The organism is Sphingopyxis granuli (assembly GCF_001559015.1).
In the GTDB taxonomy this organism is placed as follows: domain Bacteria; phylum Pseudomonadota; class Alphaproteobacteria; order Sphingomonadales; family Sphingomonadaceae; genus Sphingopyxis; species Sphingopyxis granuli.
In genome coordinates this window covers 1951010-1972803 of record NZ_CP012199.1, presented here as the reverse complement: position 1 = coordinate 1972803, position 21794 = coordinate 1951010, and the positions used below count along the sequence as shown (strand labels likewise).

25 protein-coding genes are annotated in these 21794 nt (G+C 67.3%); 13 read left to right on the top strand and 12 right to left on the bottom strand.

Annotated elements, in window-relative coordinates; all coding sequences use genetic code 11:
• Positions 1-55: 55 nt before the first annotated feature.
• Entirely contained in the window at positions 56-1921 is a 1866-nt protein-coding gene (gene mrdA, locus SGRAN_RS09085; protein WP_237233991.1) for a penicillin-binding protein 2, read from the top strand.
• Positions 1918-3024: a rod shape-determining protein RodA gene (rodA, locus tag SGRAN_RS09080; RefSeq protein WP_067111865.1), complete on the top strand. Its 1107-nt coding sequence runs from the start codon at positions 1918-1920 to the stop codon at positions 3022-3024. The genes mrdA and rodA overlap by 4 nt, the downstream gene beginning before the upstream one ends.
• A 249-nt stretch (positions 3025-3273) precedes the next feature.
• On the opposite strand, the gene metB is transcribed toward rodA, so the two are convergent.
• From metB to SGRAN_RS09065, 3 genes are read right to left on the bottom strand one after another with little or no spacing between them, the layout of a single operon-like run.
• Complete coding sequence (gene metB, locus SGRAN_RS09075; RefSeq protein ID WP_067182808.1) at positions 3274-4437, bottom strand: cystathionine gamma-synthase; 1164 nt, start codon at positions 4435-4437, stop codon at positions 3274-3276.
• A 41-nt stretch (positions 4438-4478) separates the two neighbouring features.
• Positions 4479-4979, bottom strand: coding sequence for a DUF6306 domain-containing protein (locus SGRAN_RS09070; RefSeq protein ID WP_067182806.1), 501 nt, complete (start codon positions 4977-4979; stop codon positions 4479-4481).
• Positions 4976-5818, bottom strand: a complete 843-nt coding sequence (locus SGRAN_RS09065; protein ID WP_067182804.1) for a LysR family transcriptional regulator — start codon at positions 5816-5818, stop codon at positions 4976-4978. Before SGRAN_RS09065 ends, SGRAN_RS09070 begins: the two co-directional genes overlap by 4 nt.
• A gap of 253 nt (positions 5819-6071) precedes the next feature.
• Between SGRAN_RS09065 and SGRAN_RS09060 the strand changes: the two genes are divergently transcribed.
• Genes SGRAN_RS09060 through SGRAN_RS09050 form a run of 3 tightly spaced genes read left to right on the top strand, consistent with a single transcriptional unit; the run spans position 6072 to position 7226 of the window.
• Positions 6072-6596, top strand: coding sequence for a CinA family protein (locus tag SGRAN_RS09060; RefSeq protein WP_082737174.1), 525 nt, complete (start codon positions 6072-6074; stop codon positions 6594-6596).
• Between the two features lie 31 nt (positions 6597-6627).
• Complete coding sequence (locus SGRAN_RS09055) at positions 6628-6966, top strand: hypothetical protein (protein ID WP_067182799.1); 339 nt, start codon at positions 6628-6630, stop codon at positions 6964-6966.
• The gene (locus SGRAN_RS09050) at positions 6963-7226 is read left to right on the top strand and encodes a hypothetical protein (protein WP_148650842.1); all 264 of its coding nucleotides are present in this window, start codon (positions 6963-6965) and stop codon (positions 7224-7226) included. Before SGRAN_RS09055 ends, SGRAN_RS09050 begins: the two co-directional genes overlap by 4 nt.
• 30 nt (positions 7227-7256) lie before the next feature.
• On the opposite strand, the gene SGRAN_RS09045 is transcribed toward SGRAN_RS09050, so the two are convergent.
• From SGRAN_RS09045 to SGRAN_RS09035, 3 genes are all read right to left on the bottom strand, one after another.
• Positions 7257-7916, bottom strand: a complete 660-nt coding sequence (locus tag SGRAN_RS09045) for a DUF6766 family protein (protein WP_067182793.1) — start codon at positions 7914-7916, stop codon at positions 7257-7259.
• Between the two features lie 42 nt (positions 7917-7958).
• A complete protein-coding gene (locus SGRAN_RS09040; RefSeq protein WP_067182790.1) occupies positions 7959-8375 on the bottom strand; it encodes a low affinity iron permease family protein in 417 nt (138 codons plus the stop codon).
• A gap of 81 nt (positions 8376-8456) precedes the next feature.
• The gene (locus SGRAN_RS09035; RefSeq protein WP_067182787.1) at positions 8457-9767 is read right to left on the bottom strand and encodes an SLC13 family permease; all 1311 of its coding nucleotides are present in this window, start codon (positions 9765-9767) and stop codon (positions 8457-8459) included.
• Between the two features lie 99 nt (positions 9768-9866).
• On the opposite strand from SGRAN_RS09035, the gene SGRAN_RS09030 reads away from it, so the two are divergent.
• Positions 9867-10724, top strand: coding sequence for a hypothetical protein (locus SGRAN_RS09030; protein WP_067182784.1), 858 nt, complete (start codon positions 9867-9869; stop codon positions 10722-10724).
• Between the two features lie 267 nt (positions 10725-10991).
• Positions 10992-11342 carry an ADP-ribosylation/crystallin J1 gene (locus SGRAN_RS21665; RefSeq protein WP_082737173.1) on the top strand — a complete coding sequence of 117 codons (351 nt, stop codon included), beginning with the start codon at positions 10992-10994 and terminating at the stop codon, positions 11340-11342.
• Between the two features lie 194 nt (positions 11343-11536).
• Here the strand turns inward: SGRAN_RS21665 and fixJ are convergent, their stop codons facing one another.
• Together fixJ and SGRAN_RS09020 are read right to left on the bottom strand one after the other, a co-directional pair.
• Positions 11537-12154: a response regulator FixJ gene (fixJ, locus tag SGRAN_RS09025; RefSeq protein WP_067182781.1), complete on the bottom strand. Its 618-nt coding sequence runs from the start codon at positions 12152-12154 to the stop codon at positions 11537-11539.
• On the bottom strand, positions 12144-13670 hold the full coding sequence (locus SGRAN_RS09020; protein ID WP_237233990.1) for a two-component system sensor histidine kinase NtrB: 1527 nt from the start codon (positions 13668-13670) through the stop codon (positions 12144-12146). Before SGRAN_RS09020 ends, fixJ begins: the two co-directional genes overlap by 11 nt.
• A gap of 100 nt (positions 13671-13770) precedes the next feature.
• Here SGRAN_RS09020 and SGRAN_RS09015 point away from each other — a divergent pair, with 100 nt between their 5' ends.
• Positions 13771-14460, top strand: a complete 690-nt coding sequence (locus SGRAN_RS09015; RefSeq protein WP_067107924.1) for an alternative oxidase — start codon at positions 13771-13773, stop codon at positions 14458-14460.
• Between the two features lie 44 nt (positions 14461-14504).
• Here SGRAN_RS09015 and SGRAN_RS09010 read toward each other — a convergent pair whose 3' ends face one another.
• Positions 14505-14906 (bottom strand): response regulator, encoded by a 402-nt coding sequence (locus SGRAN_RS09010; RefSeq protein WP_067182778.1) that lies wholly within the window; start codon positions 14904-14906, stop codon positions 14505-14507.
• Positions 14907-15003: 97 nt separating this feature from the next.
• Entirely contained in the window at positions 15004-15801 is a 798-nt protein-coding gene (locus SGRAN_RS09005; RefSeq protein ID WP_067182776.1) for a universal stress protein, read from the bottom strand.
• A gap of 352 nt (positions 15802-16153) precedes the next feature.
• On the opposite strand from SGRAN_RS09005, the gene SGRAN_RS09000 reads away from it, so the two are divergent.
• Entirely contained in the window at positions 16154-16648 is a 495-nt protein-coding gene (locus tag SGRAN_RS09000) for an Hsp20/alpha crystallin family protein (protein WP_067182774.1), read from the top strand.
• Positions 16649-16746: 98 nt separating this feature from the next.
• Here SGRAN_RS09000 and SGRAN_RS08995 read toward each other — a convergent pair whose 3' ends face one another.
• Positions 16747-17721 (bottom strand): L,D-transpeptidase family protein, encoded by a 975-nt coding sequence (locus tag SGRAN_RS08995; RefSeq protein WP_082737172.1) that lies wholly within the window; start codon positions 17719-17721, stop codon positions 16747-16749.
• A gap of 97 nt (positions 17722-17818) precedes the next feature.
• Between SGRAN_RS08995 and SGRAN_RS08990 the strand changes: the two genes are divergently transcribed.
• The 4 genes from SGRAN_RS08990 to SGRAN_RS08975 all read left to right on the top strand — a co-directional run bounded on the left by SGRAN_RS08990 (position 17819) and on the right by SGRAN_RS08975 (position 21467).
• Entirely contained in the window at positions 17819-19462 is a 1644-nt protein-coding gene (locus SGRAN_RS08990) for an MBL fold metallo-hydrolase RNA specificity domain-containing protein (protein ID WP_404950409.1), read from the top strand.
• 80 nt (positions 19463-19542) lie between these two features.
• Positions 19543-19791 (top strand): YdcH family protein, encoded by a 249-nt coding sequence (locus SGRAN_RS08985; RefSeq protein WP_067182771.1) that lies wholly within the window; start codon positions 19543-19545, stop codon positions 19789-19791.
• Positions 19788-20138 (top strand): TraR/DksA family transcriptional regulator, encoded by a 351-nt coding sequence (locus SGRAN_RS08980; protein ID WP_067182769.1) that lies wholly within the window; start codon positions 19788-19790, stop codon positions 20136-20138. Before SGRAN_RS08985 ends, SGRAN_RS08980 begins: the two co-directional genes overlap by 4 nt.
• Positions 20139-20174: 36 nt before the next feature.
• Positions 20175-21467 (top strand): MgtC/SapB family protein, encoded by a 1293-nt coding sequence (locus SGRAN_RS08975; protein WP_237233988.1) that lies wholly within the window; start codon positions 20175-20177, stop codon positions 21465-21467.
• Between the two features lie 24 nt (positions 21468-21491).
• Here SGRAN_RS08975 and SGRAN_RS08970 read toward each other — a convergent pair whose 3' ends face one another.
• Positions 21492-21767 (bottom strand): response regulator transcription factor, encoded by a 276-nt coding sequence (locus SGRAN_RS08970; RefSeq protein WP_067182766.1) that lies wholly within the window; start codon positions 21765-21767, stop codon positions 21492-21494.
• Positions 21768-21794: the final 27 nt, after the last annotated feature.

Here is a 21794-nt window from a genome sequence, read left to right as displayed (position 1 = left end):
CATGCGCCGCAAAAATCCGCGTCAGACGATGCCGATCACCGAAGCCTGGAGGGGAATGACCTTCACGCGGCGCACGCTGCTGGTCGGCGGCGGGCAGATGGCCGTCGGCGCCGCGCTCGCGACGCGGATGGCCTATATCTCGGTCGTCGACAACGACCGCTATGTGCTCGAATCGGAAAGCAACCGCGTCAACCTGACGCTCGTCCCGCCGCGCCGCGGCTGGATCGTCGACCGCCACGGCAAGGCGCTCGCCAACAACCGCGTCAGCCTGCGCATCGACATCATCCCCGACCGGCTGCACAACAAGGATCTGGTGCTCGGCCAGCTTCGCACTTTGCTGCGCCTCGACGGCGACGCGATGGACCGGATCGAACGCGACCTGAAGGCCGCGTCGGGCTTTCAGCCGGTGGCGGTGGCGGAAGACGTCACCGAACAGGACTATAGCGCGGTGCTCGTCCGCCTGCCCGACCTGTCGGGCATCGCCCCCGCGCGCGGCTTTGCCCGCAACTATCCGACCGGCGCGGCGGTCGGCCATCTGATCGGCTATGTCGGCGCCCCGAATGCCGAGGAATATGAAAAGGCGAAGAACCCGCTCTACATCACGCCGGGGTTCAAGATCGGCAAGGACGGGCTGGAGAAATATTTCGAGGACGTGCTGAAGGGCAAGCCCGGCGCGCGGCGCGTCGAGGTGACGGCGCGCGGCAAGGTCGTCCGCGACCTCAGCACCCAGCCCGACGTGCAGGGCAAGACGGTCCACCTGACGATCGACGCCGACCTGCAGGAATATGTCGCGCGGCGGATGGGGCGCGAATCGGGGGCGGCGATCGTCATCGACTGCCTGAACGGCGACATCCTCTCCTTCGTGTCGATGCCCAGCTTCGACCCGAACAGCTTTTCGGACGGGATTAGCAATTCGGAATATGCGTGGCTGCGCGCCGACGACCACCAGCCGCTGATCAACAAGGCGACGCGCGGCCTCTATCCGCCGGGATCGACGCTGAAGCCGATGGCGGCGATCGCGGCGATGGAACATGGCGTCGACCCGGGCGAGAAGCACACGTGCATCGGCGGCTACCGGCTCGGCAGCCGCTTCTTCCGCTGCCTTGGCCGGCACGGCACGATCGACATGCCGACCGCGATCGAAAAAAGCTGTAACAGCTATTTTTACTGGCTCGGTCACCGGCTCGGCTATGACGCGATCGCGCCGACCGCGCGCCTGCTGGGATTGGGCGAGGAATATCAGCTCGCGGGCAGCGCACAGCGATACGGCACCATTCCCGACAGCGAATGGAAGATGCGCAAATATCACCGCGAATGGAGCGCGTCGGATTCGCTCAACGCGGTGATTGGCCAGGGCTATGTACTCGCCAACCCGCTTCAGCTCGCGGTGATGGCGGCACGCATCGCATCGGGCCGCGCGCTCTATCCGCGCCTGATCAACCGCCAGTTCGAGAACAAGCCGCTGCCCTTCGCCGAAGAGCATCTGGCGGTCGCGCGCGAAGGCATGAACCGCGTCGTCAACGGTCCCGGCACCGCGGTGCGCAGCCGCCTGCCGCTCGACGGCATCGCGATGGCGGGCAAGACCGGCACCGCGCAGGTGCGCGGGCTCGCCTCGGGCGGCAACGGCAAGGGCGGGACGTGGAAATATCGCGACCACGGCCTGTTCGTCTGCTTCGCGCCGGTCGACAATCCCCGCTATGCCGCGTCGGTGGTGATCGAGCACGGCATGGGCGGATCGCGCGCCGCGGCGCCGGTGGCGAAGGACATCTTCACCTTCCTCTACGACCGCGAAAAGGCGATGGCGGCGCTTGAAGGCTTCGAGGCCGGCTGGGGCGGCACGATCACCGAGCGCATGAACCGCGACTATGCGGCGTGGAAAGCGGGCGCGTCGAGCGACCCCGAACCGGGAGCGCCGCGATGATCCCGGTTCCGCCAGCGATCCAGCGCATTCCGTGGAAGCTCATCGCCCTGCTGTCCGCGATCACCGGTTTCGGGCTGCTCGTCCTCTATTCGGCGGCGGGCGGCAACGCATCGCCCTGGGCGTTGCAGCAGGGCACCCGCTTCGCCATCTTCCTGACGATGGCGCTGGCCATCGGGCGCATTCCGCTCCGGTTCTTCGAGGATTTCTCCTACCTCGGCTATCTGGGGGTCGCGGTGCTGCTGGTCGCGGTCGAACTGCTCGGCTTCGTCGGCGGCGGCAGTCAGCGCTGGCTCAACCTGGGCTTCATGAACCTTCAGCCGTCCGAGCTGATGAAGGTCGCGATCGTCCTCGCGCTCGCGCGCTTCTATACCCAATTGCCGCCCGGCGAGACGCGAAGCTGGACCGCGCTGTGGCCCGCGCTGGTGATGATCGGCATCCCCGCCGCGCTGGTGATGCTGCAGCCCGACCTCGGCACCGCGCTCGCCATCTGCGCGAGCGGCGCGATCGTGATGTTCGTTGCCGGCCTGCCGCTCTGGTGGTTCGGCAGCGCCGTGATCGCGGGCGCCGCCGCCCTGCCCATCCTCTTTTCCATGCTGCACGACTATCAGCAGAAACGGGTGCTGATCTTTCTCGACCCCGAAAGCGATCCGCTGGGCGCCGGCTATCACATCAGCCAGTCGAAGATCGCGATCGGGTCGGGCGGAATCAGCGGCAAGGGATTCCTCAATGGGTCGCAGAGCCATCTCGACTATCTGCCCGAAGGCCATACCGACTTCATCTTCGCGACGATGGCGGAGGAATGGGGGCTGATCGGCGGGCTGGCGCTGATGTTCGGTTTCTTCCTGCTGCTGCGCTGGTCGACGCGCGTCGCGATGAATGCGCGCACCCGCTTCGGGCAACTGGTCGCGACCGGGCTGACCATGACGATCTTCTTCTACATCGCGATCAACCTGATGATGGTGATGGGCCTCGCGCCGGTCGTCGGCATCCCGCTGCCGCTCTTTTCCTATGGCGGGTCGTCGATGCTGACGATCATGACCTGCGTCGGCATCGTCCTGGCGATCGAGAACGACAGCCGGACCGGCGTGCGCCGCTTTCACTGAGATTCCGGCTTGGACCATGATGACATCAGACGGCCCCGTCATTGCGAGCGGCAGAGCCGCGCGGCAATCCAGAGTGGGCCTAGACCGCCCTGGATTGCTTCGCTCCGCTCGCAATGACGAAGTGGGCCAATCCAAAGTCATCGGAGTCTAAAGCACGGCCATCCATCGGCAGGATGTAAGGTCGATGGGTGCCTCGACTTCGCTCGACACGAACGGAATTGGGCGATGGCAAACCGCATGGCGGCGGTGTCAGCAGGCCGCCAGCCCCGCCTTCATATCCTCGATCAGGTCGTGCTCGGCCTCGATCCCGACCGACACGCGCAGCAGGCCTTCGCCGATCCCGGCCACGCGCCGCGCATCGTCGCCCATGTCGGCGTGCGTCATCGTCGCGGGATGGACGATCAGGCTTTCGACGCCGCCGAGCGATTCGGCAAAGGTGAAGACGCGCAGCGCCGCGACCAGCCGCTTCGCCGCCGCGGCGCCGCCCGCCAGATCGAAGCTGAGCATCGCGCCGAATCCCTGCTGCTGACGCGCCGCGAGCGCATGGTCGGGATGCGTTTCCAGCCCCGGATAATGGACCGCGGAGACCGCCGGATGGTCACTCAGCATCCGGGCGATCGCCATCGCGTTCGCCTGTTGCTGGCGCATGCGCGGGAACAGCGTGCGCAGGCCGCGCAGCGTCAGCCATGCGTCGAAGGGCGATCCGCCGCATCCGACGATATTCGCCCATTGCGACAGGCTGGCGGCCTGTTCGGCGTCGGCGGCGACAACCGCGCCGCCGATCACGTCCGAATGGCCGTTCAGATATTTGGTGGTCGAGTGGATGACATAGTCGGCGCCGAGCGCGAGCGGCCGCTGGAGCGCCGGCGACAGGAAGGTGTTGTCGACCGCGACCGCCGCCCCCGCCGCCTTCGCCCGCGCCGCCAGCGCGGCGATGTCGACGACGCGAAGCAACGGGTTGCTCGGTGTTTCGATGAGCATCAGCGCGGGCGCGCCCGACAGTACCGCCGCCACCGCATCCCCGTCGCGCTGGTCGACGAGCCGCAGCGACACTTGCCCGAGTTGCTCGCGCGCCTTGAGGAGGCGCATCGTCCCGCCATAGCAATCGTGCGGAGCGATCACGACGGCGCCGGCGGGAAGCCGCGACACGATCAGGTCGAGCGCCGCCATCCCGCTCGCCGTCAGGATCGCGCCCGCGCCGCCTTCGAGCTTTGCCAGCGCGGTCGCCAGCAGGTCGCGGGTCGGATTGGCGGCGCGGCCGTAATCATAGGCGCGCGGCTGTTCGAACCCCGCGAACTCGTAGGTGCTCGACAAATAGAGCGGCGGCGCGATCGCTCCGAACGCCACGTCGCTTGCGACGCCGTGCGCGGCCGCGATCGTCTCTGGCCGCAAGCCCTCTGCCCGCTCCGTCATTTTATATCCTTCCGTGTGGCCGCATCGCAATGAAGCGCTTCCTATTCCCCGTGCTCCGGCGGGCGCACCCGGTCCAGAAAGGCCGCGGCGCTGTCGATATTCACCACATGGCTGTCGGCCATGCGGCGCAGGTCGGCGTGGAGCGCATCGTCGCGCACCCGCCGCGTCAGATCGGCGAGCTTGCGCACCACCCACGCCTGACCGCGATTGAGGAAGGCGAGCCGCTCGACAGGGTCCGTGATCGCCATCGCCTTGCCGTGAAAGGCGCCGCACCGGCGCGACGGCGTGCCGCCGAGCCGCCGGATCTGGCGCGAGAGCATCGCGCACCAGCGGGCCTCGTCGGCGCGAACGACGCGCATCATCGCGGCATGTTCGGGCCCGGTGGCATCGCCGACGCTCGCCAGCGCGACGCGCGCTCCGGCGCGTTCGGCCTCGAGCAATTCGTTGAGCGCTGCCAGTATCTCGTCACGCGACGCATAGCCCATATAGACGTCGTCGGCTTCGGCGCCGTAGCAGACGGGCGAGGCGCGTTCGTCGCTCATGCCGCCGCCGCCGCGTGCAGGCCGCGCCGCGCGCGCTCGATCACCCCCGCATCGGCGGTCGCCGAATGGACGGCATAGGCCGAATAGGAAAATTCGGGGCTGTCGGGCACCCGCGCGAGCCGCCCCTGCTCGATATGCGACTGGATGAAACCTTCGCGGAAATAGCCGCTGCCGCCCGTCGCGAGGATATAATCGAGCGCGAGCGGCCCATAGTCGATCGACACGACCGCATTGGGCTGGTCGGGAAAGGCGGCCTGATAGCCGGCGGCGAAATCGGGGCCCCAGTCGATGCGTACATGATCGTCGGCCGCGAGCGGGCGGTCGACCGGCGCGGTGCGGACGAGCACCAGCTTCTCCTCGAACAGCAGTTCGGCAACGACACCGGGCAGGCGCGGCGCGGCATAGAGCACGGCGATGTCGAGCGACCCGTCCTGCACGCGGTCGAGCAGCCGGTCGGAGGCGTCGATCGAGGTACTGACGGCGATGTCGGGGCATTCGCGACGCATCCAGATCAGCCAATGGCGCAGAAGCGGGCTCCACAGGCTGAGTTCCGCGCCGATCGTCACCACCGTGTGCCGTCCGGGCGGCAGCGCCACCGCCTGTTGCGCGCGATCCCACACCTGAACCATCGTCGTCGCGAAGCGCAGGAACTGCTCGCCCGCCGGGGTCAGGCGCGCGCCCGCCTTGTTGCGGACGAACAAGGGCCGGCCAAGCTGCGCCTCCAGCCCCCGGACCCGCGCGCTGACCGCCGTCTGCGTGAGGCCGAGATCGGCCGCCGCACCGACAAAGCTGCCGGTTTTCACGATTTCCAGAAAGGTGCGGGCGACGCCGACATCCATCAACAATTTTTCTTTCAATCGCAAATCGCATCTATTTATCTGCTGCATCCTATAAGAGGGGCGATGGCGTGACAAGACGCCGCTGCGGCGAATCCGCTCTTCGTCAATCTCGCCCCGTCAAAAAGGAACGGCGCGCGCAACCATGGCCCCGCCCCGTCGTTTCGCTCTCGCGGGCGGGCCGACGATGGAGGCCGATGTGACCGACAGGACCGATACCGACGCCACCCATACTCTCGCCGCGATGTGACGCGCGATGAGTGCATCACCACATCCCGAAATGGAGGTTCGCAAGACGGAACTGGCGGCGACTCTCGCCGGCAGCGATCTCCGCATCGCGACCGCGGAAAGCCGTACCGGCGGCCAGCTCGCCGCGCTGCTGGCGAGCGATCCCGGCCTGGGCCCGCATCTCGATCGCGGCTTCGTCGTCTATTCGGCGCAGTCCAAGACCGAGATGCTGGGGGTTCCGCCCGCCGACGTCGCCCGCTGCGAAGCCGTCAATGCCGAGGTTGCCGAAGGACTGGCGACCGGCGCGCTCGAGCGCAGCGGCGCCGACATCGCGATTGCCGTGACCGGCTTTTGCGGGCCGCAGCAGAAAGATGAGGAAGTGGGTCTCGTCTATCTCGCCTGCGCGAGCGGCCGGACCGGGCTGGCGCAACAGACATGCCATTTCGGCGACCTCGGGCGCGAACGGGTGCTGGACCATGCGGTGATGGCGGCGCTGGCGCTGGTGACAAGCGCGGCGCGCGCCTGCCGGACCGAAGCCGCGCTGCCGCGATAGGCCATGAGGCGCAGCCTCGAAGGGAGACGGCATGCTGCAATTTCTGGGACGCTTGCTGGCCGGCGATCGCGCCCGCCCGCCGCTGGTCCGATATCTGAGCAGGGCGGAGGCCGAGCCCGAATGGCGCGAGGGACGGCTCATGGCGCTCGACCCGCAGGGCGCCGCGTTCGAAACGCGGATCGACGGACGGCCGGTGGTCGAATGCCTCCCCTGGGGTTCGATTGCCGCAATCCACGTTCCGTTCTCCGCGCCGCGTCACGACGAGATCGTGCAGGACACGCAGCGCCCCGATAATCCGACGAGACGTGGGGATCGGCGCAACCTTGTGTCCGATCCGCCGTTGCCTCCGTGGAAGAGGAACGACACATGATACGGACATCCGTCAAAATGATCGGCGCTCTCGCCGTGGGAGCGCTTTTCTGGTTCGCCCGGCGGCCCAAGGCGGCCGAATCCGCCAAGAGCGACGAGCATTCGGCCGCCTTCTGCGATAACGAGACCGACCCCGAGAATTTCGACCAGACCCGCTCCGCCGGGCCCGAGGGCATGCGCGATAAAACGCGCCGCGATTGGAGCAAGGTCGATCAGGCGGTCGACGAATCCTTTCCGGCAAGCGACCCGCCCGCCTACTGATCGGCCGCCTTCGCCCGCGCCCGGCGGCGATCACTCGGCGCCGGTGTGCGCGTGCGGTGCGGCAACCGCTTTCGATTCTGGCGATTCGCGCTGGCGCAGGAAGATCGATAGCACGACGAGGACGGCGGTCGACAGGAACTCGCTCTGCCAGTTCTGGAAGGATTCGAACCAGAGCTGCGGGTCGCCGAGATAGGCGATCGTCGACAGCGCGGCCTCTCCATGCTCCGCCGCCTCCTGCGCCGCGGCCTTCGCGCTCTGGGTCCAGTGCATGAGGAAGGACAGCAGAAAGAGGATGAAGAGGACGATCCCGAGCGACCGGGCATAGAGCGCGCGCGCCAGCCGGCCCTTGCGCAGGATCGCGGGGGCGCCCGGCTTCATCGCCTGCACGGCCAGATCGGCATCGCGCGGCGGGCTGTCGGGGCCCTTCGATTCCGCGGAGCCGCGCTGGATCAATATGGCGGTCAGCACGACATAGGCCGACATCTGGAGGAACTCGCTCTCCCAATTCTCGAAGACCGACGAGAGGAATTCGGGACTGATCGTATAGGACAGAAGCGACGGAGCGACCGCGCCATGGCGGGTGGCATCCTCGATCGCGACGTGCCAGCCGGCAAGCCACTGGCCGACGATGCTCGCGGCGAACAGCAGCAGCAGGACGAGGGTCAGGCTATTGTCTTTCAGCAGGCGCATCTTCGCTCTCCACATCCGTTCGCTTCGCCGCTCGTCGGGGGATCAATAGCGCTGCAACAGGCGCTCGACCGAGGGGATCGTGGTGCGGTTCCTGCTGTCGCCAGCCTCTATGTCCTGTTCCAGCGCGTGCCGAATCTCCTCGATCTGCGCGTCGGTCAGATGTTCGATCCCGACGAACTGCTCGCGCGCCTTTTCGAGCGATCGCAATATCTCGTCGAGCTTGGCCTGCATCGCGGCGCCGTCGCGGTTCTGGCTGTTCTGGATCAGGAAGACGGCAAGGAAAGTCAGCACCGTCGTCGCGGTGTTCACGATCAGCTGCCAGGTGTCCGAATAGTGGAGCACGGGGCCGCTTGCGGCCCAGATCACGACCAGCGCCATGGCGATCATGAACGTCTGCGGCTGCCCCATGATATGGGCGCATCGCGAGGCGATCTTCGTGAATACCGCATCGACCGACATTGTCTGCTCTCCGTTGCCAAGCCGCCCCCGCCTTCAACGCCCATGCGCGTCGCAGGTTGCGGGTGCGGCCGAGGCCCGGAGTCAGAAGGGAAAGAAGAACCGGATCGAGGCGATCGCGACCACGAAGGTGATGAGGTTGAGCGGCAGGCCGATGCGCACGAAATCGAGATAGCGATAGCCGCCCATCTGGTAGACGATGACGTTGGTCTGATAGCCGAAGGGCGTCGCGAAGGCGGCGCTCGCGGCCATCATCACGGCGACGAGGAACGGCCGCGGGCTGACCGAAAGGCTTTCGGCGAGCGCAACGGACACCGGCGTCACGAGCACCGCCACCGTCGCGTTGGACAGCAGTTCGGTGAGCACCATCGTCACCAGATAGAGGATGATCAACGCCGCCAGCGGGTTCAGCCCGTGAACGCCCGAGATCAACCGCTCGGAGGCCGCGGCGGCGAGCCCGCTCTTCTCCATCGCGATCCCGATCACCACCATGCCGGCGATCAGGATCAATATCTCGGGCTTCAGGCCGCTATAGGCCTCGTCGGCGCTGATCACGCGCAGCAGGATCAGCAGCACCGCGCCCGCGAACGCCGTCGCCGCGATCGGCGCGACGCCGGCGGTCGCCAGCGCCACCGCCGCCACGAAGATCGCCAGCGAGATCGCGGCCTTGAGCGGGCGGAACGGCCGTTCCTGCGCGAACAGCGAGGCGTCGCCGACCTGGGCGTTGGCGATATGCGCCTGGTCGATTTCGGGCGCGTCGCCCGCGCGCTCGTCCGCCTCGTGCTTGCCGCCGAGCAGCCGGCCGCTGAACAGGAAGAGGTAGAGGCCGCCGATCAGCGCCATCGGCAGGCCGACGGGCGTAATCTCGAAGATGCCGAAGCGCGCCTGCCCGGCCAGGCTTGCCATGTCGTCGACCAGCAGGTTGGTCGACGTCCCGATCAACGTGCAGCAGCCCGTCAGGATGGTGATGTACGACAGCGGGATCAGGAAGCGCTTGGGCGACAGGCGCAGCGTCGTCGCGACGTCGCGGATGACCGGCGCGCCCAGCACGACGATCGGGGTCGAATTCAGGAAGCAGGACACGCTGCCGATCATCGACAGCAACAGCCACAGCCCCGTCGCCCCCATCCGCCGGCACAGCGCGACGGCCCCCGCGATCGCCCGGTCGAGCAGCCCCGAGAGTTCGAGCGCGTAGGCGATGACGAACAGCGATGCCAGCGCGATGATCGCCGGGCTTGCAAAGGCCCCCTGCACGTCGACCGGCCGCACGACGCCGGTCATCAGCAGGACGGCCGCGCCGGTCAGGGCCACCACGTCGGCGCGCACCTTGTCCCAGATGAGGGCCGCAACCACCGCCGCGAGGACGAGCAGGGTCAGAACTTGGTCCACCGACATCGCCCCTGCGTCAATCGCCAGCGTCCCCCTGTCAATCGCTTCGTGAAAAAATATCCATTTGGGTCTGGAGGATGAGCGAGGATTTGCTATCCAAGTCCGATGCAGGAACCCAGCGTCAGAACGAGCCGGCTCGCCATCGCCGCCGGGTTCGCCGCCATCATCGCGATCGGCGGCAGCGGATTCTTTCTCGGCCGGGTTACCGCACCGGCCCCCAAGGTACCGGCACCGGTCGCGCCCGCCCCCACGCCGGCGCCGAAGCCGGTCGTGAAGACGCTCGAACGCGGCGATCTGCTCGCACTGGCGCAGCAGGCGGCGGACGCCTTCGCCTCCGGCCAGGCGGCACCGAAGGCGGTCACCGATGCCGCCGGCCGCGCCTTCGACCTCACCCTGCCCTTCGGCTGCGGCGGTCCGGCCGATGCCGACAGCGGCCTGCCGATGCGCTGGAGCTACGACGAGGGCGAACAGATATTGCGCATCTCGGTCCGGTCCGAGACGTGGAAGGGCGGCGACTGGGGATCGTCCGGCCCGGCGGATGCCGAGGTTGCCGAAGGATTCTGGATCAGCCGTCCGTGGATGAGCAGCCCGGACTGCCCGCTACGCGGCGATCGGGCGATGGCGCGCGGCGTCGAGCCCGTGACGCTGCCCGGCCAGACGCTCGCCATCGCGCAGTTCGCGGGCAACGAGGCGGATCGCGATCTTCACCGCGGCGGCCGGCCCTACGAGATCGTCCAGCGCGTACCGAAGGAGCGTTTCGACGGCTCGCGCGGGTTCCGGCTGCTGGTGTCGGGGCGCATCGCGAACCCCGGCGCGTCCGCGCCGATCCGGTGCGTACAGCCCGCCGGGACCGAGCAGCGCCCGATCTGCGCGATCGACGTCCGCATCGAATCGGTCCGCATCGCCAATCCGGTCAGCGGCGAAACGCTGGCGACATGGTCGACCGGCCGCGTCGGCCAATAGGGCGACTGCCTGCGATGCCCACGTGACCGGGCGCATTCGCCCAAAGCATCGTGCGTTGAATCTGCATCATCCTTTCTGCCGTTCGTGCTGAGCTTGTCGAAGCACCGTCCTTTTTCTTGCGTCCTCGAAAGAAAGACCGCCCTTCGGCAAGCTCCGGGCAAACGATTCAGAAGGCACGATACCCTAGGCCGCGTGGACAAATTCAAGCCGCGCCGGAATGTCTGATTTGGGGTGGGAAGCGGACATCGACAGAGCTAGTGTTTCTTCATGACACAAGGCACGGTAACACTTTGGCGTCCGGTAGGCCCGGAAGAACTTCGTTTGATCGAAGAGACTGGGATGCGCGCATTTCCACCTCGCTTGCCAGAACAGCCGATCTTCTATCCGGTCACAACCGAAGGTTACGCCGTGAAGATCGCGAGGGATTGGAATGTCCCGGCGAGCGGTTCGGGTTTTGTAACTAGGTTTGAAGTCGATAAGGCATTTTTGGATAGCTATGAAGTTCAGGACGCTGGCGGCAAGGCTCATCAAGAATACTGGATACCTTCCGAGCAACTCGATGCCTTCAATGCTGCGATAGTGGGCACGATTGAGATTGTTCGTCAGTTTCCTGAATGACCGCAAACGGTCGCAACCAGACATCTCCTATCTTCGTCATTCCGGACTTGATCCGGAATCCATTCTCTCAGCGCAGCGCGAATGGACCCCGGATCAAGTCCGGGGTGACGATCCTGCTGGCGTCGCTTATCGGTCGCTTTCAGACATGGAAATTTGTCCACGCGGCCTAGCGCACGTCGCTTCAGCGCGCTTTCTTAGACCCCGCCGACCCGCGCGATCGTCGCCATGCGGACGAGGTCGGACAGGGTTCTCGCCTGCATCTTCATCATCGCATTCGCCCGATAGACCTCGACCGTCCGCGCGCTGATTCCCAGATCGAAGGCGATGGCCTTGTTCGCCTGTCCCTCGACAAGGCGGTCCATGATCTGGCGCTCGCGCGTCGACAGCGTCGCGATCCGGCCGGCGATCGCATTCCGCTCGGCCCGCGCGTCGGCGTCGGCCGCCCGGTCGCTGATCGCCCGGCGGATCGCCGACAGGATGACCTCGTCGTCGAACGGCTTTTCGATGAAATCGACTGCTCCCGCCTTCATCGCCTGGATCGCCAGCGGAACATCGGCATGGCCGGTGACCACGATCACGGCAGGGGCGCCGCCGCGCGCGTGCAGCGCCTCCAGCAATTCGATGCCGGTGGTTCCGGGCATGCGGACGTCGGTGACCACGCACGCACCGTCCAGCGGCGGCGACGCCTTCAGGAAGGCATCGGCCGATGCGAAGCCGCGAACGCGCAGGCCCGCGCAATCGAGCAGGAATTCGAGCGAGCCGCGAACGCCGTCGTCATCGTCGATCACATAGACGATCGGTTCACTCGCCATCTTCCAGTTCCTTCCTGTCCACCATCTGCAACGTGAAGCTGAAACGCGCGCCGCCGCCGGAGGCTTCCTCGGCCCAGATCTTGCCGCCATGCGCCTCGACGATCGTGCGCGAGATGGAGAGGCCCACCCCCATCCCGGTGCGCTTGCTGGTGATGAAGGGCTGGAACAGCCGCGCCGCGATATCGGGGGCGATACCCGGCCCATTGTCGGTCACGTCGACGCGCGCCATGTCGCCCTCGCGGTCGATCCGCACCTCCAGCTCGCGCGGTGCCCGCCCCGATTCCGCGAGCGCGTCGACGGCATTGCGCACCAGGTTGAGCACCACCTGCTGGATTTGCACCTTGTCGGCGAGCACGAGTTCGACTGTGGGATCGAAGACGAAGCGGACGCGAATATCATGTTCGCGGGCGCCCACCAGCGCGAGCGCGCTCGCTTCCTCGACCAGCTTGGGCAGGCTTTCGACCGTCCGCTCGGTCTCGCCGCGCGCCACGAATTCGCGCAGGCGCCGGATGATGTCGCCGGCGCGTAACGCTTCGGTCGCCGCCCGCTCGACCGCTTCGGCCACCCGCTCGCGCGGCACCTCCTCGCGCCCGAGCAGCATGCGGCTGCCCTTGAGGTAGTTCGCGATCGCCGAAAGCGGCTGGTTGATCTCGTGCGCGATCGCCGACGCCATCTCGCCGAGGCTGGTGAGCCGCGAGACGTGGACGAGTTCGCCCTGAAGCTCCTGCAGCCGCGCCTCGGCCTTCTGGCGCTCGGTCAGGTCGCGGATGAAGCCGGTGAAATGCCGCTCGCCGCCCGCCCGGATTTCGCCGACCGACAGCTCGATCGGAAAGGTCGCGCCGCCGCGCCGCTGGCCGACGACGACCCGACCCTTGCCGATGATGCGCTTCTCGCCCGTCCGGTAATAGCGCTCCAGATAGCCGTCGTGTGCGCTGCGATAGGGTTCGGGCATCAGCATGCGGACGTTGCGCCCGACCGCCTCGCCGGCCGGCCAACCGAACATCCGCTCGGCCGCCGGACTGAAATCGCGGATCTGGCCCGCCTCGTCGATCACGACGATGGCGTCGGGAACCGTTTCGAGGACCGACCGCAGATGCGCCTCGCGGTTGGCGAGCCCCGCCGCGGCGGCCTCGGTTTCGATCCGCGCGCGCTGGAACCATTCGCCGCCGGTCGCGATCGCGAGCGAGATCGCGACGAAGGCGCCCGCCGCGATCAGGCTGCCGCCTTCGACCGGCCCCGCCTGCGCATCGCACCACAGCCCCGCCGCCGCCCCCGCGAGCGCGGCGAGCGCGCCGGCGCGAAGCCCCGACAGCGCGCCCGCGACGACGACGCCGGGAACGAAGAAGATGAAGGTCGCGCGCGGTCCGAGCGCATCGGCGAACATCAGGCGCACCCCGATGCCGCCGGCGAGGAAGAACAGCGCGACCGCGAATCCCGCCGCGGCCGAAAGGCGCGGAAGGAAACGGCTCGTGAAGCGCGCCCGCTGCGCCTCCGGGAAATCCCCTAGGGGATGCACGCTAGGGGCATCATCCGAATGTTCGCGATCCGACACAGTCCCTAAATCGGCCTCCATCGACGGCATCGCAACCCCCGCGCCGTCCCGTGGAGATATTCCAATGTCCGTACCTTTCATCGATCTTGGCGTTCATCACAAGCCGCAGGGCTTCTCTGACCGGATCGCCTATGGCTTCACCAAGGCGCTCCGCTGGTGCGCCGACACCTTCTTCGCCGAGCGCTACGGCCACCGCGCGGTCGTGCTCGAAACGGTCGCCGCGGTGCCCGGCATGGTCGGCGCGACGATCAACCACCTCGCCTGCCTCCGCCGCATGTGCGACGACAAGGGCTGGATCAAGACGCTGATGGACGAGGCCGAGAATGAACGCATGCACCTGATGACGTTCATCGAAATCTCCAAGCCGACGCTGTTCGAGCGGGCGGTGATCATCGGCGTCCAGTGGGTGTTCTACCTCTGCTTCTTCGCACTCTATCTCGTCAGTTCGAAGACGGCGCACCGCGTGGTCGGCTATTTCGAGGAAGAGGCGGTGATCAGCTATACGCACTACCTGGCCGAGATCGACGAGGGGCGCAGTCCCAACGTCCCCGCGCCCGCGATCGCCAGGCAATATTGGGGTCTGCCCGACGACGCGACGCTTCGCGACGTGGTGCTGGTCGTGCGCGCCGACGAAGCCCACCACCGCGACGTGAACCACGGCTTCGCCAGCGAGCTTGCGGGCCTCCCGGTCGGCCGGATCGCCGAATGCCCACCGCACGTGACGCTCGAACCGAACTGGAAGAAGGCGGCCTGACACGCGTCGTCCGACGGGGGCAGGGCTAGCAAGCCCCCGTCGCTTCAATCCGCCGGATCGCAGGTAAGCCGCCTTATCGCATCGACCAGCGCATGCTCGCGCAGCGGCTTTTCGAATATCAGCGTGAAGCCGGCCGCCGCGGCCTGGCGCGACAACCGCTCCGATCCGAAGGCGGAGATCAGGATGGCCGGCCCGGCCCAGCCGTCGCCGCGCATCCGTCCCAGCAACGCGATGCCATCCTCTTCGACGAGGCGATAGTCGGCGACGAGGCAGGCAGGCGGATGCGCCACGGCATCGACCAGCGCCTGTATCGCGGTGGGATAGGCCACCGCGTCGAACCCCCTCCCCTTCAGCAGCAGCAGCAGCGACCGGCGCGCGCCCGGATCGTCTTCGACGATCAGAATCCGCGGCGGCGCCTTTATATCGTCCTGATATTCCTTGGACATTGTCTGGCCCCCAGCAATGCCTTTGCCGCACGAGGATCGCCGGGTCGCTACGTAATACCCCGAAGGGAGCGTGCGTCCGATGGCCGGTGTCCGCCGCTCAATGCCCCAGGAGGAGCGGCAGCCTGCTGTCCTGCAGCATGCGCTTGGTCACGCCGCCGAATGTCTCCATCAGCCGCCCGCGGCCATAGGCGCCCATCACGATATAGTCGGCGCGCCACGCCTCTCCCTCGCCGGCGATCAGCGTGTCGGGGCGGCTGCGACCCCTGTCGACCAGCTTGATCCCGGCATGAATGCCGTGGCGGGACAGATAGGCGGCCGCCTGTTCGGGATCGATGCGCATGTCGTCTTCGCGAGCCGTGAAAATCTCGACGTCGCCCGCGAGCGCGAGCAGCGGGACCGCCGCCCGCACCGCCGAGGCCGCCGATCGTCCGCCGTCCCATGCGATCAGCGCGCGGTCGAACGCGAAACGCTCGAGCGTTTCCGGAACCGCGAGAACCGCCGCATTGGTGCGCGCGACGATGCGGCTCGTGATGTCGCGCATGTCGGGAAGCGGGTAGCCGTCGAGGGCGCGATTGAGGATGATGAGATCGGCCAGATCGGCGGCATCGAGGACGGCGTTCGCCATCTCGTCCATCACATCGGTCCAGCTCCAGCTCACATCCTCGCGCGACAGCCGGTCGGTCAGCGCCGCCTTGTTCTGTGCCTCGCGTTCGCGTTCGTCGACGACCACCGTCGCCTCGCCATATCCCATGAACACATCGCCCGCGATGACCGGATAGGGGGTCACGTCGAGGCAGACGAGGTGGCCGCCGAGCGCGCGCGTGATGTCGAGCGCCGCCTGCAGGCGGGCCTCCTGGCCGTCGTCATGGTGCACCAGCAACAGAATATTCCTCATCGGCCGTCTCCTTCGTTCCGTGAAGGCTAGGGGGCGGCGGCATCGCCCGATATGCGCAATGATACGGATGCGAAGCGGCCGCCCCGATCCGGAGCGGCCGCGGCAGGCCCTGGAGGGCCGCGGTCAGAAGGCGACGCTGATATGATCCTCGACGCGCCCTCCCGGCTTTCGCGGTTTCTCGAACCAAGTGCGCACACTGTGGCGGGCGGGGTTTGCCCGGCCTAGCGGCCGCCTTACGTAGCTTCCCCGATTCAGCCCCTCCCCCGACGATCCTAGACATAGCTCGCTCGCTTCCGGCGAGACGCCGGCTCCCTGTCATCGCGCGAGGAGCCCTTCGCACAGGAGACAGTTCATGAACGACATGACCCCGACACGCACCGAAAGTGCGACCGCCACCCCGCCCGCTCCCGCCGAAACGGGTGCCGTCGACTGGTTCCGCGCCGAAGTGGACCGGTTCTTCGAAGAGGTCGGAAAGCCCGGCCGCAGCCTGCTGAGCTTCGTGCCCCGCCTCGTCATGCCGAAGCCGGCGATCGAACTCACCGATGCCGGCGGCAGCTATCGCCTTTCGGCCGAACTGCCCGGACTCACCGACAAGGACGTCAGCGTCGAGATCGGCGACGGCGTGCTCACGATCGCCGCCGAAAAGGATGAGGCCGCGGAACGCCGTGCCGAGGGCTGTCTGATCAACGAGCGGCGACACGGACATTTCCAGCGCCAGATCGCGCTTCCCGCCGATGCCGATGAGGAGAAGGTCAAGGCGAAGTTCAGGAACGGCCTGCTGACGCTCGAGATCGGCAAGAATGCGGAGGCGCGCAAGCGTGTGCGCAAGATCCGGATCGGCGATTGACGTCCGCCGGGCCGGCCGGGCGCTGCCTCGCCGGCCCGGCGCCGCGCTGCCCACGGAATGGCCTTGGCCGCGGTTCGTCCCGGGGCCTAGGCCTTCGCCTATCGGCGGGGTCCTTCGTCACCCTCGATGACGAAGGGTACGGAGGGGCTTCCGGAACGAAGCGAGTCGCCGGTGATGACGACGTTCGATCCGGGCTCGAGCAGAGGTTCGACAAGCGCGCGAAAGTCGGATGCGATATGGATCCGGCCCCGAAAACTCCCGGTGCGCGGCGACGCTATCGCTTCCGGCAATGCGACCCGCACCCAGTCGTTCCCGGCGCCCTGCCGCATGAAGACGGACGTTCCGCTTACTTTCCCGTCAATGCGGACGGGAGCGGAGCCGATCGCGGTTCCATTGCGGAGCACGACGACGCGCCGGTCGGCAGCGCTGACGACGACCGACACGGGCCCCGCGGGCGCGCGCTCGGGATGCCAGTCGATCGCATCGCCCTTGCCCGGCGCGCCGTCCCAGACGAACGGATCGCCCGGGGCAACGCGGGGAATTGCGGCTTCTTCGGTGACGACTACGGTCATGCCCAGCCGCGTCACGCCATAGAGCAGCTTGGCAAAGGCGTGCGGCAGGCGGATGCAGCCATGCGACGCCGGATAGCCCGGCAATGTCCCGCCATGAAGGGCGACCCCGCCCCATGTCAGCCGCTGCATATATGGCATCGGCGCATGATCGTAGAGGTTCGAATAATGCTCGACCTCGCGCTGGAGGATGGTGAAGACGCCGGTCGGCGTCCGGTGGCCGGGTTTTCCCGTCGAGACGGTGGTGATCGCGATCGGGATGCCGTTCCGGTAGAGGGTGCCGCGCTGCGTCGCCAGGCTGACGATCAGCAGCAGCGGGCCGCGCGGCGCGACGTCGGGCGCCCACAGATATTCGCCGGGCTTCAGCGCCTCTGCCGCGCCGATCACCGATCTATCGGCCGCGACCGGCTGCGCCGCCGCCGCCGCCAAGGGCAGCAATATTGCGCCGATCAGGATCGTCGCGGCGCCGGCCGAACGGGCGAAAACGGATGGCGGAGCGATCATGCGAATCTTCTAGCGCCGCCACTGCATGGGGTGAGTAAGGGACAGTACGTATTCGGCGCACGCCCGCAAAGGCCCATTGTCGCCGCCGGAACCGGCGATGAGCCGTGCTTTTCGGGGAGGCGTCATGGCCGACAATGTCTCGATCACCTTCCACGGGGCCGCCGGCACGGTCACCGGATCGTGCATGGAATTGCGCCACGACGGACGGCGGCTGCTCGTCGATTGCGGGCTGTTCCAGGGATCGCGCACGCTGGAGACGCTCAACCACAGGCCCTTCGCCTTCAACCCCCGCCAGATCGACGCCGTCGTACTGACCCACGCGCATATCGATCATTGCGGCCTTCTGCCCCGCCTCGTCGCCGAAGGTTTCGAAGGCGACATATGGTGCACCGGGCCGACCTCCGACCTTCTGGAGTTCATGCTCGCCGACGCGGGGCGCATTCAGGAAAGCGAGGTGGCGCAGCGCAACCGCCGCCGCGACCGCGCGGGGCAGAAGCCGTTCGAGCCCCTTTATACCGAGGCGGATGCGATCGCCGCCTGGCGACAGAGCCGACCGGTGGCGCTCGGGACCTGGTTCGAACCGGTCGCGGACGTCCGCGCGCGCCTCTGGAACGCGGGGCATATCCTGGGTTCGGCTTCGGTCGAACTCGAAATCGGCGGCGTCCGACTCCTGTGTTCGGGCGACCTCGGCCCCGAGCACAAGGCTTTCCATCCCGAGCCTGAGAGCCCGGCGGGGTTCGACCATGTCATCTGCGAATCGACCTATGGCGACCGCAAGCGCGAGCATCTGACGCTCGAACAGCGGCGCAGCATATTGGAGGCCGAGATCGGGAGCGCGCTCGCGCGCGGCGGCAACCTCGTCATTCCCGTCTTTGCGCTTGAACGGACGCAGGAGCTGCTGCTCGACATGGCGATGCTGATCCGCGCGAAGCGGATTCCGGCAGTCCCCATCTTCATCGACTCCCCGCTCGCCGAGCGCGCGACGAGGGTCTTCTCCCGTTATTCCGGCACGCTCGAAGACCTGGAGGCAGGCGACGTCTTCAAGGACAGCGCCTTTCATTTCGTCCGCGACGTCGCGGAATCGATCCGCCTCAACAGCCTGACCGGCGCGATCATTCTCGCCGCGTCGGGCATGTGCGAGGCGGGCCGCATCCGGCACCACCTGAAGCATAATCTCGCGCGGCGCGAATCGACGATCCTGTTCGTCGGCTTTCAGGCGCAGGGATCGCTCGGCCGGGTCATCCTCGACGGCGCGGAACGCGTGCGGATATCGGGAGCGGAGGTCGCGGTGCGCGCCCAGATCCGGCGCATCGACACCTATTCGGCGCACGCCGATCAGGACGATCTTCTGGCCTGGATCGCCGCGCGCCAGCCGATCGCGGGAAGCCTTTTCCTGACGCACGGCGAACCCGATTCGGCCGAAGCGCTCCGACGGCTCGCGCAGGGGCACGGCCATGGACGCACCATCGTCACGCCGCTGATCGGCGAGGAATACCGCCTGCCGGCGGGGCAACCCGCCGCGCGCACGAAAACCGGCGATCCCACCGTTCAGGCCGCGACGGGCCGCGACTGGCAGAACAGCTACGCCGACTTTGCGACAAAGCTGAAGCAGCGGCTGGATGAGATCGGGAATGCCGAAGCCCGTCAGCAGGCGATCGATGCGATGCGGGCGGTTCTCGACAGCTACCGGCAGGCGCGCAGCCGCCGCAAGCGGGAGTCGCCGCGACACACCCCGGCATAAGGGCAATTGCGTAGCGACATGGACCGGGACGCCATCGCAATTTCCGGACCAGGTCGGCGCCTTTGCAAAGGAATGATCGGATGAGCGAAGCGAGACATGATCTGCACGCCCTGTTCCCGGACGAAGGGCCCATCCTCCACGCGCTCAAGGTAGAGGATGCGCGGTTTCGGGACCTCGCCGACCGGCACCATGCGATCGAGGTCGAGATCCAGCGCCTCGAGGCGGGGCTGGGAGCGGCGTCGGACGAGCGGCTCGAGGAATTGAAGAAGCAGCGGCTCAGGCTTCTCGACGAAGTGATGGCGATGATCGCTGCACGAAAGGTCGAATGATGCAGGATATCGCGACAATCCGTGGCCGGTTCGTGGCAAGGCTCGAACAGCTCGAAGCACAGGTGCGGCACCTCGAAGCATCACAGCACGAGCCGCTCGACGACGATTTTTCCGACCAGGCGATCGAACGCGCCGACGACGAGGCGATCGATGCGGTCGAGCGGGCCGCGCTTCGGGAGATGAGCGCGACGCGCCGGGCGCTCGCGCGGCTCGATGCCGGCCGATATGGCATCTGCACCCGATGCGATACCCCCATCGACGCCCGCCGCCTCGCAGCGATTCCCACCGCCGCCCATTGCATCGATTGCGAACGGGAGCTTGGCGCCCCGGCCCCTGCTTCGCGATAACGCCGACACGATGTCGGCGATCGCAGGGAACGGACCATGACCGAGTGGACGGCGGCACTGGAGGCGAACATCGACCTCGATGTGCTGACCGGTCTCGGCCTTGCCGTCGTCCTCGGCCTGCTCGTCGGGGTCCAGCGCGGCTGGGCCTTGCGGAACGAGGCGCCGGGCGCGCGCTTTGCCGGGATTCGGACCTTCACCCTTCTCGGCCTCGCGGGCGCGCTCACCGGCATCGTCGAGCGGATCGATCCCCGTCTTGCCGCCATCGGCGCCGCAGCGGTCGCGCTGCTCGTGCTCATCGGCTATGCGAAGTCCGCGCGCGCTCCCGATCAGCTCAGCGGCACCGCGAGCCTCGTCGCGCTGCTGACCTTCGGCTGCGGGTTTCTGGCGGTCAGCGGGCAGATGCCGGTCGCGACGATCATCGCGGTGGCGATGACGATCATCCTCGCGATGCGGACACGGCTTCACGATTGGGTCGAGGGGCTGACCGAAACCGAGATCAACGCGATCGTCCGCTTCGCGCTGATTTCGATCGCCATCCTGCCGCTTCTCCCCGACCGGTCCTATGGTCCCTATCAGGCTTGGAACCCCAGGCAATTGTGGCTGGTCGTCGTGTTCGTCTCGGGCTTTTCCTTCATCGGCTATCTGGCCGCCAAGCGCTTCGGCGCTGCGAGGGCCGCGCTCGCCACGGCGGCGGCGGGGGCAATGGTGTCGTCGACGGCGGTGACCGCGATGCTCGCCGCGCGACTGCGCGATCCGGGCGAGAATGTGCCGATGCTGACCGCCGGCGTCGCCACCGCTTCGGCCGTCATGCTGATCCGCGCATTGTGCCTGGTGGCGGTTCTCGCGCCCGCGGCGCTGGTCGCACTCGGCAGCATGGTGGGGCCCGCCGCGCTCGTCAGCGCGCTGGCCGCCGTCCGGGCCGTGCGTGCGGCGCGCCGGACGGACGCCTCGCAAATCGCGCCGCTGGCGCTGCAGAATCCGTTCCGCCTGTTGCCGGCGATCGGCCTGATGGCGCTGGTCATGCTGCTGACATGGCTTGCGCGGTGGATGATGGATCGCATCGGAGAGGCCGGAGTGGCCGCGGTCCTCGCGCTTTCGGGGCTTGCCGACGTCGACTCCGCGATCATCGCAATGGGCAATCTGCCGCCCGGCACCCTCGACGGACGCACCGCCGGCCTCGTGCTGGCCGCACCGATCTTCGCCAACACCCTCTTCAAGGCCGGCGTCGCCCTCTCCATCGCCGGACCGCGTGCGGGTTGGCGCATCGCATGGCCGCTCGTGGTCAGCGTTGCGGGCGGCCTTACCCTTCTGCCCCTGCTGCTGCCCTGACCCAGCGGCGATAAAGTACGATCCCTACGGCGAAGGCGATCGCCGTCCGAGCCGGGCCCGCAGCGGCAGCACGACGGCAAGCAGCGCCGCAAGCGTCGGGGTTCCCAGCTTGCGCATCGAACGGGCACGATGAATCTCGACGGTCCGGTGACTGATCCCCAATTCCGCACCGATCTGCTTGTTGGTGAGGCCGCGGACGAGGCCCGCCACAACTTCGCGCTCGCGCGCGGTCAGCCGCTCGATCGCCAGCTGCGGCGCCTGCCGCTTGCGAAGTTTCGCTCGTCCACCAATCTCCGCCATCGCCTCGCGCCTCCGCGTCGCGAGCGG